The 14,275-nt window shown below is 69.5% G+C and carries 16 protein-coding genes; 10 read left to right on the forward strand and 6 right to left on the reverse strand.

Features of this window, described 5'->3' with window-relative positions; translation table 11 throughout:
- Positions 1-20: 20 nt before the first annotated feature.
- From UG56_RS25820 to UG56_RS25840, 5 genes are all read right to left on the reverse strand, one after another.
- Positions 21-500 (reverse strand): Rv3235 family protein, encoded by a 480-nt coding sequence (locus tag UG56_RS25820; RefSeq protein ID WP_045547967.1) that lies wholly within the window; start codon positions 498-500, stop codon positions 21-23.
- Between the two features lie 183 nt (positions 501-683).
- Positions 684-1,013: a sec-independent translocase gene (locus tag UG56_RS25825; protein ID WP_045547966.1), complete on the reverse strand. Its 330-nt coding sequence runs from the start codon at positions 1,011-1,013 to the stop codon at positions 684-686.
- Positions 1,014-1,031: 18 nt separating this feature from the next.
- A complete protein-coding gene (locus UG56_RS25830) occupies positions 1,032-2,177 on the reverse strand; it encodes an Mrp/NBP35 family ATP-binding protein (protein WP_045547982.1) in 1,146 nt (381 codons plus the stop codon).
- A gap of 11 nt (positions 2,178-2,188) precedes the next feature.
- Entirely contained in the window at positions 2,189-2,737 is a 549-nt protein-coding gene (locus tag UG56_RS25835; protein ID WP_045547965.1) for a DUF1003 domain-containing protein, read from the reverse strand.
- A complete protein-coding gene (locus UG56_RS25840; RefSeq protein ID WP_045547964.1) occupies positions 2,730-4,058 on the reverse strand; it encodes a magnesium transporter MgtE N-terminal domain-containing protein in 1,329 nt (442 codons plus the stop codon). The genes UG56_RS25835 and UG56_RS25840 overlap by 8 nt, the downstream gene beginning before the upstream one ends.
- A 190-nt stretch (positions 4,059-4,248) precedes the next feature.
- Here UG56_RS25840 and UG56_RS25845 point away from each other — a divergent pair, with 190 nt between their 5' ends.
- Together UG56_RS25845 and UG56_RS25850 are read left to right on the forward strand one after the other, a co-directional pair.
- The gene (locus tag UG56_RS25845) at positions 4,249-5,646 is read left to right on the forward strand and encodes an endonuclease/exonuclease/phosphatase family protein (protein ID WP_045547963.1); all 1,398 of its coding nucleotides are present in this window, start codon (positions 4,249-4,251) and stop codon (positions 5,644-5,646) included.
- A 111-nt stretch (positions 5,647-5,757) separates the two neighbouring features.
- Positions 5,758-6,951 carry an acyl-CoA dehydrogenase family protein gene (locus UG56_RS25850; protein WP_045547962.1) on the forward strand — a complete coding sequence of 398 codons (1,194 nt, stop codon included), beginning with the start codon at positions 5,758-5,760 and terminating at the stop codon, positions 6,949-6,951.
- 76 nt (positions 6,952-7,027) lie between these two features.
- Here UG56_RS25850 and UG56_RS25855 read toward each other — a convergent pair whose 3' ends face one another.
- Positions 7,028-7,405, reverse strand: a complete 378-nt coding sequence (locus UG56_RS25855) for a MerR family transcriptional regulator (protein WP_045547961.1) — start codon at positions 7,403-7,405, stop codon at positions 7,028-7,030.
- Positions 7,406-7,508: 103 nt separating this feature from the next.
- Here UG56_RS25855 and UG56_RS25860 point away from each other — a divergent pair, with 103 nt between their 5' ends.
- From UG56_RS25860 to UG56_RS25890, 8 genes are all read left to right on the forward strand, one after another.
- Entirely contained in the window at positions 7,509-8,615 is a 1,107-nt protein-coding gene (locus UG56_RS25860) for an alkene reductase (protein WP_045547960.1), read from the forward strand.
- A gap of 76 nt (positions 8,616-8,691) precedes the next feature.
- The gene (locus UG56_RS28575) at positions 8,692-8,862 is read left to right on the forward strand and encodes a DUF5302 domain-containing protein (RefSeq protein WP_177191556.1); all 171 of its coding nucleotides are present in this window, start codon (positions 8,692-8,694) and stop codon (positions 8,860-8,862) included.
- An 89-nt stretch (positions 8,863-8,951) separates the two neighbouring features.
- Positions 8,952-10,070: a hypothetical protein gene (locus UG56_RS25865; protein WP_143055203.1), complete on the forward strand. Its 1,119-nt coding sequence runs from the start codon at positions 8,952-8,954 to the stop codon at positions 10,068-10,070.
- 29 nt (positions 10,071-10,099) lie between these two features.
- Positions 10,100-11,029 carry a glycosyltransferase family 2 protein gene (locus UG56_RS25870; RefSeq protein ID WP_143055204.1) on the forward strand — a complete coding sequence of 310 codons (930 nt, stop codon included), beginning with the start codon at positions 10,100-10,102 and terminating at the stop codon, positions 11,027-11,029.
- Positions 11,030-11,071: 42 nt separating this feature from the next.
- Positions 11,072-12,106 carry a MaoC family dehydratase gene (locus UG56_RS25875; protein ID WP_045547958.1) on the forward strand — a complete coding sequence of 345 codons (1,035 nt, stop codon included), beginning with the start codon at positions 11,072-11,074 and terminating at the stop codon, positions 12,104-12,106.
- Between the two features lie 11 nt (positions 12,107-12,117).
- The gene (locus UG56_RS25880) at positions 12,118-12,912 is read left to right on the forward strand and encodes an SDR family oxidoreductase (RefSeq protein WP_045547957.1); all 795 of its coding nucleotides are present in this window, start codon (positions 12,118-12,120) and stop codon (positions 12,910-12,912) included.
- A 36-nt stretch (positions 12,913-12,948) separates the two neighbouring features.
- Entirely contained in the window at positions 12,949-13,503 is a 555-nt protein-coding gene (locus UG56_RS25885; protein WP_045547956.1) for a histidine phosphatase family protein, read from the forward strand.
- An 88-nt stretch (positions 13,504-13,591) separates the two neighbouring features.
- The gene (locus tag UG56_RS25890; RefSeq protein ID WP_052693356.1) at positions 13,592-14,245 is read left to right on the forward strand and encodes a DUF6758 family protein; all 654 of its coding nucleotides are present in this window, start codon (positions 13,592-13,594) and stop codon (positions 14,243-14,245) included.
- Positions 14,246-14,275 lie beyond the last annotated feature (30 nt).

The raw sequence follows: 14,275 nt of genomic DNA on the forward strand, positions 1-14,275 counted from the left end.
ACAGGGTCGGATCGATCGGGTCACTCGTACGGCCCGAAGTTGAGGACCGTGCAGATCCAGCTCTCTCCGCTCTGCTCGAAGCGGAGGGCCATCGCACGGTAGCCGTGGCCGTACTTGATCGTGGCCGTCGCCTCGACGATGGTCTCGGTGACGACGTGAAGATGCCAGCGATAGACCCGAGGGCGGACCGGTTGGTGGCGGCCCAGGCCGGGCTCGTACGCCCCGCTGCGGGCCGTCAGGGCGGCGCGGTACCGCAGGTCGGCGACGACGTCCTTGGTCGTCCAGCGGACCAGCTGGCTCGCCGGACGGTCACCGCCGACGACCTCGGCGATCTTCTGGGCGAACTGCGGGATCCACGCCTTCAGATGGCCGCGGGCGGGGACGATCGGGATCGGCTCGGCCAGCAGATGGTCGTCCTGCCCGCTCCGGTCCGGCTGCGGCGGGTCCAGGCGTGGCTGTAGCTCGAAGGCGAGCATGCCCTGGACATCGGCCAGGGGCACATCGGCAGGGCGTTGCGGATCCGGCTCCGCTGGAGGATCAGGTTCCCGAGATGGTAGAGCGCTCATGGGCGCAAACTCCTTTCTACGCAGGCAACCACCTCTTACCCGTTATGTGTCGCTCTAAACCGACGGGTAGCGAAATGGTTCTGCTGTGAAAAAAGGAGACTGAAGTGACCAGCGCCGCTAGGTCGCCTGGTCGTCGTAGGGCGGCTTCTCGCCGGCCAGGAGAGGCCTGGGCGCCTTGGCGCGCGCCTCTTCCTCCTCGATCTCGGCGAGGGCCTCCTGGATCTGCCTGCTGACGATGCGACGGGGGTCGAGGTCACGCAGCTCGAGGTCCTGATAGGCGGGCCCGAGCTCTCCGCGGAGATCGTCTCGCGCGTTGTTGGCCAGGTTGCGCACCTGGTGGAGGAGGCGGGCGATCTGCCGTGCCATGTCGGGGATCTTGTCCGGCCCGAAGACCAGGATGGCGATCACGACGATGACGGCAAGCTCCGCGAAGCCGATGCCGAACACGGAGGTGAACCTACAGGCTCAGAGCTTGGAGGTGGGAGTGAGGCCCAGCTGCATGCCCGCGAGCCCGCGTCCGCGGCCCGAGATCGTACGCGCCACCTCGGCCAGCACCTTGGCCGACTCGGCCGTCGGGTCGGACTCGACGATCGGCTTGCCGGCGTCGCCCGCCTCGCGCAGCGTCTGCTCCAGCGGCACCTGGCCGAGCAGCGGCACCTTGGACCCGAAGCGCTGGGAGAGGGTGTCGGCGACCCGCTGGCCACCGCCGGAGCCGAAGACCTCCATCTTGGAGCCGTCGGGCAGCACGAGCCAGGACATGTTCTCCACGACGCCGACGACGCGCTGGTGCATCATCTCGGCCATCGTGCCGGCCCGCTCGGCCACCTCGGCGGCGGCCTCCTGCGGAGTGGTGACCACGACGATCTCGGCGTTGGGCAGGTGCTGACCCAGCGAGATCGCCACGTCGCCGGTGCCCGGGGGCAGGTCGAGCAGCAGCGCGTCGAGGTCGCCCCAGTAGACGTCGGAGAGCATCTGGACCAGCGCCCGGTCGAGCATCGGACCGCGCCAGGCGACGACCTGGTCGCGACGCGGCTTGAGCATCCCGATCGAGATCACCGAGACGCCCGAGGCGGTCGGGACGGGCATGATCAGGTCGTCGACCTGGGTCGGACGCGAGTCGGCCACGCCGAGCATCGCGGGCACCGAGTGGCCGTAGATGTCGGCGTCGACGATGCCGACCTTGAGACCCTGCTGGGCGAGCGCGACGGCCAGGTTGACGGTGACCGACGACTTGCCGACACCGCCCTTGCCCGACGCGATCGCGAAGACCTTGGTCAGCGAGCCCGGCTGCGCGAAGGGGATCTCCCGCTGCGCCTGGCCGCCGGTGAGCCCGTTGCGCATCTCCGTGCGCTGCTCGTTCGACATCACCCCGAGCTCGAGGTCGACGCCGGTGACGCCGTCGACCTTCTCGAGCGCCGCGGTGGTGTCGCGGTTGATGGTGTCCTTGAGCGGGCAGCCGGCGACGGTCAGCAGCACCTTGACGCTGACGACACCTGCGTCGTCGATCGATACGGAGTCGACCATCCCCAGCTCGGTGATGGGACGTTTGATCTCCGGGTCCTGAACGGTCGCCAGAGCTGCGTTGACACGGTCGAGAAGCGGGCTACTCACGGTATGCAAGCCTACGTCGTGCGTGGGGACTCTCCCGCATCGACCGAGGGCTGGTCGATCGGGCCACGGTGGCGATCACGCTCGTCGAGCTCCTCGAGGAGCAGTCGGAGCTCGGAGCGGAGGTAGTCGCGGGTGGCGACCTCGCCGAGGGCCATCCGCAGCGCCGCGGTCTCGCGGGCGAGGAACTCCATGTCGGCCTTGGACTGGGACGCGATGCGCCGGTCCTGCTCGGCGATCGCCCGGTCGCGGTCCTCCTGGCGGTTCTGCGCGAGCAGGATCAGCGGGGCGGCGTAGGAGGCCTGCAGGCTCAGCGCCAGGGTCAGGAAGATGAACGGGAACTCGTCGAAGCGCCACTCGTGAGGGGTGAGGGTGTTCCAGGCGACCCAGATGACCACGACCATCGTCATCCAGGCGATGAACCGGGCGGTGCCCATGTAGCGGGCGAAGGCCTCGGCGAAGGACCCGAAGGCGTCGGCCCGGAAGGTGGGCCGCCTGACCAGGGGACGGCGCAGCTCGCGCGGGGTGTCGAGGCGGCCGCGGGCGGCGCGTGCGTCAGCCACGGCGCACCATCTCGGGGGTGATCACCTTGTTGGGGCGGGTGTCGGGGCGGGTGTCGGGACGTGGCTCGCTGGCCGACTCCTGGCGGGCGAGCTTCTCGCGCCAGTTCTCCGGCAGCAGATGGTCGAGCAGGTCGTCGACGGTGACCGCACCGGCGAGGTGACCGTTCTCGTCGACGACGGGCGCGGCGACCAGGTTGTACGTCGCCAGGTGGGCCGCGACCTGCTCGGTGCTGTCCTCGGGGCGCAGCGGCTCCAGCGACTCGTCGAGGGCGCCGGCGACCAGCGTCGAGGGTGGCTCGCGCAGCAGCCGCTGGATGTGCGCGATCCCGAGGAACTTCCCGGTCGGGGTCTCCAGCGGCGGACGGCAGACGTAGACGACGGACGCCTCGGCCGGGGTGAGGTCGGGGTTGCGTACGAGCGCGAGCGCATCGGCGATGGTCGCGTCGGGGCCGACGATGACCGGCTCGGGGGTCATCATCGAGCCGGCGGTGTCCTCCTCGTAGGACATCAGCCGGAGGACGTCCTTGGCGTCCTCGGGCTGCATCAGGTCGAGCAGCAGGGTCGCGGTCTCCTCGGGCAGCTCGGCGATGAGGTCGGCGGCGTCGTCGGGCGACATCTCCTCGAGCACGTCGGCGGCGCGCTCGGAGTCCAGGGCGCGCACGATGGCGACCTGGTCGTCCTCGGGCAGCTCCTCCAGCACCTCGGCCAGGCGCTCGTCGTCGAGGGCGGCGATCACCTGCCGCTGCCGCTCGGGAGGCAGCTCGTGGATCATCGTCGCGGCATCGGCCGGGCGCATCTCCTGGATCGCCTGGACCAGATGGGTCGCGGCCTGGGTGGGGGAGCGGCGGGCCAGGCCCTCGACGTCGTCCCACTCGATCACGTGCGTCTGGCCCCGGCGGCGCAGCCCCTTGGAGGGCTCCTGGACCGCGACCCGGGAGAGCAGCCAGTCGCGGTTGCGGGCCTGCTCCATGCCGACGTCGTAGACGGTGCCGGACACGCCGCTGCTGCGGATCGTGACCTGCCGGTCGAACATCTGGCCGATGACCAGGGTCTCGGTCGAACGCTGCTGGAAGCGGCGCATGTTGAGCAGGCCGGTGGTGTAGATCTGGCCGGAGTCGATGCTGGTCACCCGGGTCATCGGCACGAAGATGCGCCTGCGCCCGAAGACCTCGACGACGAGCCCCAGCACGCGCGGCTGCCGGGATTCGGATCTGACCGTGACCACGAGATCTCGCACCTTGCCGACCTGCTCACCGAGCGGGTCGAAGATCGGAAGGCCGACCAGGCGTGCCGCGTACACGCGGTTGGGCGAGGTGCTCACGGCCCAACGTTATGACATCAGTCCCAGCAGGTCGCTTCGGCGCTCACGCGGTGGCATCGGCCGCGAATTCGATGGTCTATCTGAACCCGCGCCGGAGCGGAAGCGGCGATCCCGCTGAGGCGTGTGTTACAAAAGTTGTTCATGTGGCCAGCGTGATCGGTCGCCACCGCTGCGAAAGGGGCCCGAACAGATGCGTACGCACTCTCCTGCCACGTCCGGCGCGGTCCTGACGCTCAAGGCCGTACTCACCATGGGACTGGTCCTCGGCCTCTCCGGCGGCGCGCTCGTCGCCGTGCGCGACTCCTCCGCCCCGGCCGCGACGGACCTGGAGAAGGTCGCCTACTCACCGCCGCGCTACCGGATGGTGCAGGCCAACATCAAGGCCAGCATGGGCACGGCCAGGTTCAGGAAGGACGTACGCGAGGTCGTCCGCACCGCGCCCGACTTCATCACCTACAACGAGGTGAACAGCCGCCGGACCGCGGACCTCGAGCCGGGGCGCTACGAGGTGTGGCGCAAGGGCGGCAACTCCTACCGGTCCGCGACCGCGGTGGCCTGGGACGACGGCCGATGGGCCGCCACCTCCAAGGGCATCCACCGGATCAGCAACAAGCGCGGCAAGCCCGACGGCCAGCGGCTGCACTGGGGGATCCGGTACGCCAACTGGGTCACCCTCGAGAACCGCAAGACCGGCCGGAACGTGTCGGTGGTCGCGGTGCACTTCGCACCGAAGTCGAAGTACTACGGCGATCTGGTCCGGCCCTCCGCCCGCGCGCTGAACGTGCTCGTCAAGGCACTCGCCCGCCGCGGTCCGGTGATGGTCGGCGGCGACCTGAACGTGCAGTACGACGGCTCGCGCTATCCGCGCGACATCTTCGACGCGCAGCATCTGGTCCCGACCTTCGACGTCACTCAGCAGACGCCGGTCACGCACGGCCGGGCCTCGACCATCGACTACGTGCTGGCTCGCGGGATCGCGCGGTTCGCCACCGGCAACCAGCGCGCCTTCGGCCTCGAGTCGGACCACAACGCCGTCCGCGTCGACTTCTCGCCGCTGCCGGTCACCTCGACCGATGGCTCCTCCCGGGTCGGCTTCGGGCCCGGTGTCGTGGTCACCGACCCGGGACTGAGCACCGCCGAGGAGCAGAGCGTGCTGCGTACGGTCCTGAAGTCGATCAACAGCACCAAGCGGGGTCAGGTCGTCCATCTGGCCACCCGTGCGCTGAGCAACGGCAGGGTGCTCCGGGCGCTGAAGCGGGCGAAGTCGCGCGGGGCACAGGTCCAGGTCGTCACCGCGGAGCGGACCACGACCGACGAGATGCGCTCCCTGCAGCGGGTCCTCGGCAAGGACGTGACCAAGGACAGCTGGGCCGTGCGGCACCCGAAGGGCTACGACCGCGCCGGTCTGCGGGCGACCACCCTGGCGATCAGCCGGACCGGTGTCACCCCGGCGTTCGGCTTCAGCTCCAGCACCCAGATGTCCAGCTCGGCCGGCACCGGCAAGCGGTCGGGCTACGTGAGTGTCACCAAGGCGTCGTACGACAAGCTCTTCAAGCAGTTCTTCTCGGCTGTCGGACGCCGGGTCTGAGGCACGTAGGATCGCGGTGTGGCGGGTGTCACCTGTCACTGATGGTTACTGATTGGTAACCTGCCCCAGTGACGTCGTGGTGGTCCCGACCACCGAGATTAGGAGTAGAGCATGGGTCGCCTTGCCGAGACCGAGGGTCTCACCGACATTCAGGAAGAGATCCTGAAGACCGTCCGTCAGTTCGTGGACGAGAAGGTCATCCCGGTGGCCCAGGAGCTGGAGCATGCCGATGAGTATCCGACCGAGATCGTCGAGGGTCTCAAGGAGCTCGGCATCTTCGGTCTGATGATCCCGGAGGAGTACGGCGGCCTGGGTGAGTCGCTGCTGACGTACGCGCTGTGCGTCGAGGAGATCGCCCGCGGCTGGATGTCGGTCTCGGGTGTGATCAACACCCACTTCATCGTGGCCTACATGCTGATGCAGCACGGCACCGAGGAGCAGAAGCAGAAGTACCTGCCGAAGATGGCCACCGGCGAGGTGCGCGGCGCGTTCTCGATGTCCGAGCCGGGTCTCGGCTCCGACGTGAGCGCGGTGTCCACCAAGGCGACCAAGCTCGAGGACGGGTCCTACAGCATCACCGGCCAGAAGATGTGGCTGACCAACGGTGGCTCCTCCACCCTGGTCGCGGTGCTGACCAAGACCGACGAGGGCGCCGAGAGCGTCTACAAGAACATGACCACCTTCCTGGTGGAGAAGACCCCCGGCTTCGGCGAGACCGCCCAGGGCGTCACGGTGCCCGGCAAGATCGACAAGATGGGCTACAAGGGCATCGACACGACCGAGATGATCTTCGAGGGTCACAAGATCTCGGCCGACCAGATCCTCGGCGGCACCCCGGGCAAGGGCTTCTTCCAGATGATGGACGGCGTCGAGGTCGGCCGCGTCAACGTCGCCGCCCGCGCCTGCGGTCTGGCGATCCGTGGCTTCGAGCTCGGCATCGCCTACGCCCAGCAGCGCCAGACCTTCGGCAAGAAGATCGCCGAGCACCAGGCCATCCTGTTCCGCCTCGCGGAGATGGGCACCAAGGTCGAGGTCTCCCACAACATGATGGTCCGCGCCGCCCGCCTCAAGGACACCGGCAAGCGGATGGACGTCGAGGCCGGCATGGCCAAGATGGTCGCCTCCGAGTACGCCAACGAGGTCGTCGAGGACTCCTTCCGCATCCACGGCGGCTACGGCTACTCCAAGGAGTACGAGATCGAGCGGCTCATGCGCGAGGTCAAGTTCATGCTCATCGGTGAGGGCACCAGCGACATCCAGAAGATGATCATCGGCCGCAGCCTCCTGAAGGACTACAAGTCCTGACCCGTTAGGCGAATCCGTAGAAGCGGGCGGCGAAACTGTGGTTTCGTCGCCCGCTTCTGCTGTCTCGGGCGCGTGGTCAGCCGGTGGAGCCGGCCTCGAGGGTCGCGTTGTGGCGGCGGTTCGTGGCGATCAGGTCGTCGAGCATGTCCCGGGTGCGGAGCAGGTCCTCGATGTGGGCGCTGAGCCGGTCGCGCTCGCCGACCATCATCTCGAAGGCGGCCTCGGAGGTGTCGGCGCTCGGCCGGTCGACGCAGGGGAGGACCTCGCCGATCGTGCGGCTCGAGAGACCGCCCGCGTAGAGCCGCTGGAGGAGGATCACCCGGTCGACGGCGGCCTCGGGGTAGTGCCGCTGGCCGCTGCTGCTGCGCTCGGACTCGAGCAGTCCCTGCTCCTCGTAGTAGCGCAGGGAACGGACGCTCACGCCTGCTCGCCGCGCGAGCTCGCCGATCCGCATCGGACTCCTCCTGGGGTGATCTCCGGCACAAGACTTGCCTCTGACGTCAGTGTCAGGTTCTAGCGTACGTGGCGAACCACTGCCACTGCCAAGGAGCTCACCTGTGACCAGCCTCTTCGACCGCCACCACCTGGGCCCGCTGACGCTGCCGAACCGGATCGTGATGGCGCCGATGACCCGCGCCCGAGGCACCGCCGACGGGCTGGCGACGCCGTCGATGGCGACGTACTTCGCTCAGCGGGCGACCGCCGGCCTGCTCATCTCCGACGGGATCGCCCCCAACCGTGTCGGCACCTCGAACCCCAACACCGCGGGGCTGCGTACGGAGGAGGAGGCCGCCTCCTGGCGGCAGGTCACCGACGCGGTCCACATCAACGGTGGCCGGATCTTCGCCCAGCTGATGCACGGCGGCCGGGTCTCGCACGAGTCGATCTCCGGCGTTCGGCCGGTGGGCCCCTCGGCCGTCGCCGTGGCGGCCGACGTCTTCACGCCGACCGGGCCGCAGCCCGCGCCGGTGCCGCGTGCCCTGGAGACCGCAGAGGTCGCCGAGCAGGCCGGCTCCTACGCCGAAGCCGCCCGCCGTGCGGTCGGTGCCGGGTTCGACGGGGTGGAGCTGCACGGGGCCAACGGCTACCTGATCAGCCAGTTCCTCTCGACCAACGCCAACCTGCGCACCGACCGCTACGGCGGCACGGTGGCCAACCGCATCCGGTTCGCCGTCGAGGCCGTCGAGGCGACGGTGGACGCCGTCGGCGGTGACCGTACCGGGATCCGGCTCTCGCCCGGCGCCGGCCTCTGGGACGTCGTCGAGGCCGATCACGCCGAGCTCTACGCGGCGCTGGTCACCGAGCTCAACCGGCTCGGCCTGGCGTACGTCCACCTCGAGGCCACCACGGACGAGGCGACCTTGCTCGACCTGCGCAAGCGCTGGGACGGGACCATGATCGTCAACCCGAGCTCCTGGCTGACCCGCGGCGAGGCGGCGTTCGGAGCCAGGCAGACCGACCTGGCCTCCGCGGACCGCTGGCTGGGCCTGGGCGCCGACCTGGTGAGCTTCGGCCGGGCGTACCTCGCCAACCCGGACCTGGTCGAGCGCCTTCGTCGCCGGCTTCCCCTCGCCGAGGCCGACCCGGCGACCTACTACGCCGGGGGCGACGCCGGCTTCATCGATCTGCCCGCCCACAACTCCGATCTCGTCGGGAAAAACTGAGCAATCGTCAGGGTGGTTGTCGTAGGTTGGTCGTTACCCGTGCAACGCCCGTGCAACACCGAGACCAGGGGGAACGATGACCAACGACGATCTCAAGGCCAAGATGCGCGAGGCGCTGGAGAAGAAGAACAACCACGACCACGCACACGCCGAGAGCGCCGGAGCCAAGGAGAAGGCGCACGGGTCCGAGGTCGTGGGCGGCGCACCGAAGATGCACCGCCGCAAGGCGGGTGGCGGCGGGTCCTGACGCTACGATGCCCCCTCGGGGGTGTCGGGTCGGTCTGGTCGAGAGGTAACGAGAAGTTGGCGCGCCGCGTAGTGCTCCATGTCGGGGCGATGAAGTCTGGGACGACGTATCTGCAGGGTGCCCTGTACAAGAACAAGGCACTCCTCGCCGAGCGTGGGTTCCTGGTCCCCGGTGCGCGCTGGCGCCAGCAGATCGAGGCCGTCCTCGACGTGAAGGGCCGCCGGAACCATCCGGAGGGTGACTCGGTCACCGGAGCCTGGGACCGCCTGGTCGCCGAGGTCGACGAGTGGGACGGCACGGCGCTGATCTCGGTCGAGCTGCTCGCGCCCGTCGGCCCGGAGACGGTCCAGCGGGTGGCGACGAGCTTCCGGGGCGTGACGCCCGAGATCGTGCTCTCGCTGCGCGACATCAACCGGCAGATCCCCTCGATGTGGCAGGAGCTCATCCAGAACGGCATGGACTGGACCTGGGCGGAGTTCCTCACCGCGGTCAACAAGAGCCGTCCCGGCTCTCCCGAGCGCCGCCACACCAAGCCCGGCAAGCGGTTCTGGTCCGAGCAGGACATGGTCGCCATCGCCCGGCGCTGGGGTCAGGCGGGTCCGCTTCACCTGGTCACGGTGCCGCCTCCCGGCAGCCCGGCGACCTTGCTGCTGGAGCGTTTCGGTGCGGCGATGGGCTTCGACCCCGAGGGGATGAAGAGCCCGCCGCCGAAGAACACCTCCCTGGGCGCTGCGACCGTCGAGGTCCTGCGGGGCCTCAACGCCGAGCTGGACCGGCGCGGCCTGGCCTATCCGGCCGCGATGGGCCTGCGCAAGCACATTCTCGGCAAACGCCTGATGCCGGCGCTGACGACCGACGACCCGCGCATCGGGCTCCAGTCGCCACGCTGGACGCAGGCGTTCACCCGCGACCAGGCCGCCGAGCTGCGCGGTCTGGACGCGACCATCCACGGGGATCTCGACGACCTGGCCCCTGTGGACGTACGCGGGATCGACCCGCGCAAGGTCACCGACACGCAGGTCCGGGACGCCGCCGTGGCTTCCTATGCGGCGCTGCGTACGGAACTCGACAAGAAGCTCGCCGACCCGACCATCCCTGGTGAGGCCATCGACCCGGGGGAGGGCCGCAAGGCTCCGGCGCGTGCCGTCTCCGCCCTGGCCGACCTCGTGGAGTGGTCCGTCCGGCGAGAGGAGCTGGTCCGCACGTAGGGCCTCGACACACATCACCGGGGGATTCTTTGTCAAGCAGCTGGAGCCTGCGCCGTCGGCGCAGACTCGCCGAAGAGGCGGGCGACACCACGGTCGCGTCGCCGCGGATCGCGGTGCTCACGATCGCTCGTGACGAGGGCGAGATGCTCACCCGCTGGGTCGACCACTACGGCCGGCAGGCGGGTCACGAGAACCTGATCGTCTTCGACGACGGCTCGACCGACGGTTCGACCGACGACCTGGCATGCACGGTCCAGCACCTGCCCGGCTTCCGGAAGGGCAACTTCGAGGCCGGCCGGATGGGCCTGGCCAGCGGGGTGGCCCAGGGCCTCCTGGGCGTCTACGACGTGGTGATCTTCACCGACGTCGACGAGTTCCTCGTCCCCGACCCGGCGAGGTACGCCGATCTCTCGGACTATCTCGCCCGGCGGCCCGAGCGGGTGATCGCCCCGTTCGCCCTCAACGTCGTCCACCACACCGCCGTCGAAGGACCGCTGATCAGCGGCAAGCCGATCCTCGGCCAACGGGCGTACGCCCAGTTCGCGCCGTTGATGTGCAAGCCGTCGGTCAAGCGGGTGCCGGCCGCCTGGACGTCGGCCTCCCACGGGATCAGGGCGCCCTACATGCCGGATCCCGGGCTGTTCATGGTCCACATGAAGTTCGCCGACGTGGATCTGCTCCGGCGACAGGCGGACCGCCGCAACGAGCTCGCCAAGGCGGTGGGTCGCGGCAAGGGCAGCTCGTGGGGCCGCTCGGGCGACGACCTCGCGGGCCTGCTGACCGCGAAGACCGCCTCGCTGGGTGCTCAGGTGGAGGAGTTCGACCCGGCCTCGGTGCTGCCGGCCAGGCTGGTGCGGGAGGAGAACGGCGTGCATCGCGCCGTCGGTCCGGGCCACATCGACAACCTCCGCAACCAGCCGCTGCTACGCATCCCGGAACGCCTCCACGGGATCGTCTGAGCTAGGTTACTGTCCGGTAAACCAACCGACGAGAGGCCGCAGATGAGCAAGACGAACCCCGGCAACTTCTTCGAGGACTTCCAGGTCGGACAGGTCATCGAGCACGCGACGCCGCGCACGGTGACTGAGGGCGACCGGGCCGCGTACGGCTCGCTCTACCCGACCCGCTTCGCGGTGCCCTCGAGCGCTGCCTTCGCGGCCTCCGTCGGCCTGGGCGTTCACCCGGTGGAGGAGCTGATCGGCTTCCACATCGCCTTCGGCAAGACCGTCCCGGACGTGTCGCTGAACGCGGTCGCCAACCTCGGCTACGCCGAGTGCCGGTTCCACCTGCCGGTGGTGCCGGGCGACACCCTCTCGACGACCTCCGAGGTCATCGGCCTCAAGCAGAACTCCAACGGCAAGTCCGGCGTCGTCTACGTACGCTCCACCGCCACCAACCAGCGTGGCGAGGTCGCCATCGACTGGGCGCGCTGGGTGATGGTCCACAAGCGTGACCAGTCCGTCGCGGCGCCCGAGACCGTGATCCCGGAGCTGGCGAAGGCGGTCGACGCGAAGAACCTGATCGTGCCGAAGGGCCTCGACTTCACCTCCTACGACTTCACCGCCGCCGGCGAGCCGCACCGCCTCGCCGACTACGAGGTCGGCGAGAAGATCGACCACGTCGACGGGGTGACCCTGACGGCCTCCGAGCACCAGCAGGCCACCCGGCTGTGGCAGAACACCGCGAAGGTGCACTTCAACGTCGAGGCGCGGCCCGACGGCCGCAACCTCGTCTACGGCGGCCACATCATCTCGCTGGCCCGGGCGCTGTCGTTCAACGGCCTCGCCAACGCCCAGCTCATCGCCGCGATCAACGCGGGGGCGCACACCTCCCCGGCCTTCGCGGGCGACACCGTCTACGCCTGGTCGGAGGTGCTCGACCGCGCGGAGACCGACGCCCCGGGCGTCGGCGCGCTCCGGCTGCGGCTGGTCGCCACCAAGGGTCGCGACGAGTCGATGACCCTGCGCGGCGAGGACGGCAAGTACGCCCCCGGGGTGCTGCTCGACCTCGACTACTGGGCGCTCATCCCGGTGTAAGGATGTAGGACATGCCCACCAAGAAAGCTCTCTTCGTCTCCGGCTCCGCGCAGGGCATCGGCAAGGCGATCGTCGAGAAGTTCGCGACCGAGGGCTGGTTCGTCGGTGTCTACGACATCGACGCCGAGCTCGCCCGGGACGTCGCCGCGATCCTCGGCAGCGACAACGCCATCGGTGGCACGCTCGACGTCACCGACCCGGCCTCCTGGAAGGCGGCGCTGGAGGAGTTCGCCACCGCCGCCGGAGGTCGCCTCGACCTGCTGGTCAACAACGCCGGCATCCTGCGCGCCGGCCGTCTGGCCGACGTCGACCTGGCCCAGCACCACCAGACCATCGAGATCAACGTCAACGGCGTGATCAACGGCTGCCACACGGCCTACCCCTACCTGAGGGCCACCCCCGGCTCGGGCGTCATCAACGTCTGCAGCGCCAGCGCGATCTACGGGCAGCCGGAGATCGCCTCCTACAGTGCGTCGAAGTACGCCGTGCGCGGGCTCACCGAGGCGCTGGAGCTGGAGTGGCGCAAGGAGGGGATCCGGGTGCAGGCGGTCTGGCCGCTGTGGGTGAAGACCGCGTTGCTCGACGGCAACGTCGCCTCCTCCCACGAGACCCTGGGCATCCGGCTCACCGTCGAGGACGTCGCCGACCAGGTCTGGGAGATGGCGAAGCCGCGCAAGGGGCTCCTCGGGCGGGTGCCGAAGGTGCACACGACCGTCGGCCTGCCGGCCAGGGCGCTCTCGACGGCCGCGGACCTCGCGCCCAACGTGCTCGTCCGCGAGGTCAACCGGTTCATCACGCGGGCGTGATCCGGCGGCAGCGCCTGCGGCTGGTTGGATGGGGGCATGGCGCTCTACCTCGTCAGGCACGGCACCACCGAGTGGTCCCTCAACGGCCGGCACACCTCCCGCACCGACCTTCCCCTCCTGCCCGAGGGGGAGGAGGCCGCCAAGCTGCTCGCCTCGCGGCTCCAGGACCAGAAGTACGCCGCGGTCCTGACCTCCCCGCGACAGCGGGCGCTGCGTACGGCTGAGCTCGCGGGCTTCCCCGACGCAGACGTCACCGACGACCTGGTCGAGTGGGACTACGGCGAATACGAGGGCATCACGACCGACGAGATCCACCGCACCGACCCCGGCTGGAGCCTGTGGACCGCGCCGACGCCTGGTGGAGAGAGCGCGGCCTCCGTCCAGGAGCGGCTGGGCCGGGTCGTCTCGGCCGCCCGGGAGCGCGACGGCGACACCCTGGTCTTCTCCCACGGACACGCGCTGTGTGCCCTCGCGGCCGTGTGGCTGGGGCTCCCGGTCACCGAGGGGCGGCTCTTCCGGCTGGACACCGCGACCATCTCGATGCTGGACGCGCACCACGGTCAGCCGGTCGTCAAGCAGTGGAACACCTAGGCAGGGCCGACGCGCCCGCTGGGAAACCAGCGGCCGACGCTTGACCGAATCGCTTGACCAGACGGATGCCACGGGTCACCGTGGTGGGGTGGCTCTTGCGGTTGGCTGTCCACGCTGCGCGACGCCGGTGGCGAACATCGGCGCCGGCGGCAGCAGATCGTGCCCCGAGCACGGTGTGGTGACACCGGTGTGGCATACGGATGTCGCCTCCTACGAGGACCTGGTGCAGATCCTCGCGCTGGCGGGTGACGTGCCCACCTACGTCCCCTGGCCGGTCGAGTCCGGCTGGTCGATCGCCGACCTCGCCGTGGTCGGCGACGAGAACAGAGGATCGGCCACGTTGGTCACCTTGACGGGCGACACCCTGGACGACGGGCCGGTGGAGATGACCATCGTGACCGAGGAGGCCGGCGTCGGGCTGGGCGCCCGGTGCGCGCGTACGCATGGACCGGACCCGGGCATCGACGCCTGCACCGGCCCGCCCACGACGAGGGTTCGCGTCGCCGGGCAGCTGGTGCCGCTGTGGCCGATCACCCAGTGGACCAACGGCGCCGAGGAGTGGGAGCGGTCGGTGGTGGTCGGCGAGGCCGCCGGTCGCTGGCTGTGGCTGATCTTCCGGCCGGCCACGGCGATGCTGATGCTCCAGGACGGCTGGCACCTGCGCCAGGTCGGCGACCTGGGCGTCCAGATGGTCGAGCTGCCCTTCGGCAAGCCCAGCGGATCGTGGTGGAAGTCGCCGTAGAGGCTTCCGCGACCAGAGGGCTCTAGGATG

It is taken from the genome of Nocardioides luteus (assembly GCF_000960475.2).
Lineage (GTDB): Bacteria > Actinomycetota > Actinomycetes > Propionibacteriales > Nocardioidaceae > Nocardioides > Nocardioides luteus_A.

Excerpts from the sequence above, each read along its gene's own strand:
- UG56_RS25845 (WP_045547963.1), top strand. The coding sequence starts at position 4,249 with ATGCGTACGCACTCTCCTGCCACGTCCGGCGCGGTCCTGACGCTCAAG.
- UG56_RS25850 (WP_045547962.1), top strand. The coding sequence starts at position 5,758 with ATGGGTCGCCTTGCCGAGACCGAGGGTCTCACCGACATTCAGGAAGAG.
- UG56_RS25855 (WP_045547961.1), bottom strand. The coding sequence starts at position 7,405 with ATGCGGATCGGCGAGCTCGCGCGGCGAGCAGGCGTGAGCGTCCGTTCC.
- UG56_RS28575 (WP_177191556.1), top strand. The coding sequence starts at position 8,692 with ATGACCAACGACGATCTCAAGGCCAAGATGCGCGAGGCGCTGGAGAAG.
- UG56_RS25865 (WP_143055203.1), top strand. The coding sequence starts at position 8,952 with ATGAAGTCTGGGACGACGTATCTGCAGGGTGCCCTGTACAAGAACAAG.
- UG56_RS25875 (WP_045547958.1), top strand. The coding sequence starts at position 11,072 with ATGAGCAAGACGAACCCCGGCAACTTCTTCGAGGACTTCCAGGTCGGA.
- UG56_RS25880 (WP_045547957.1), top strand. The coding sequence starts at position 12,118 with ATGCCCACCAAGAAAGCTCTCTTCGTCTCCGGCTCCGCGCAGGGCATC.
- UG56_RS25885 (WP_045547956.1), top strand. The coding sequence starts at position 12,949 with ATGGCGCTCTACCTCGTCAGGCACGGCACCACCGAGTGGTCCCTCAAC.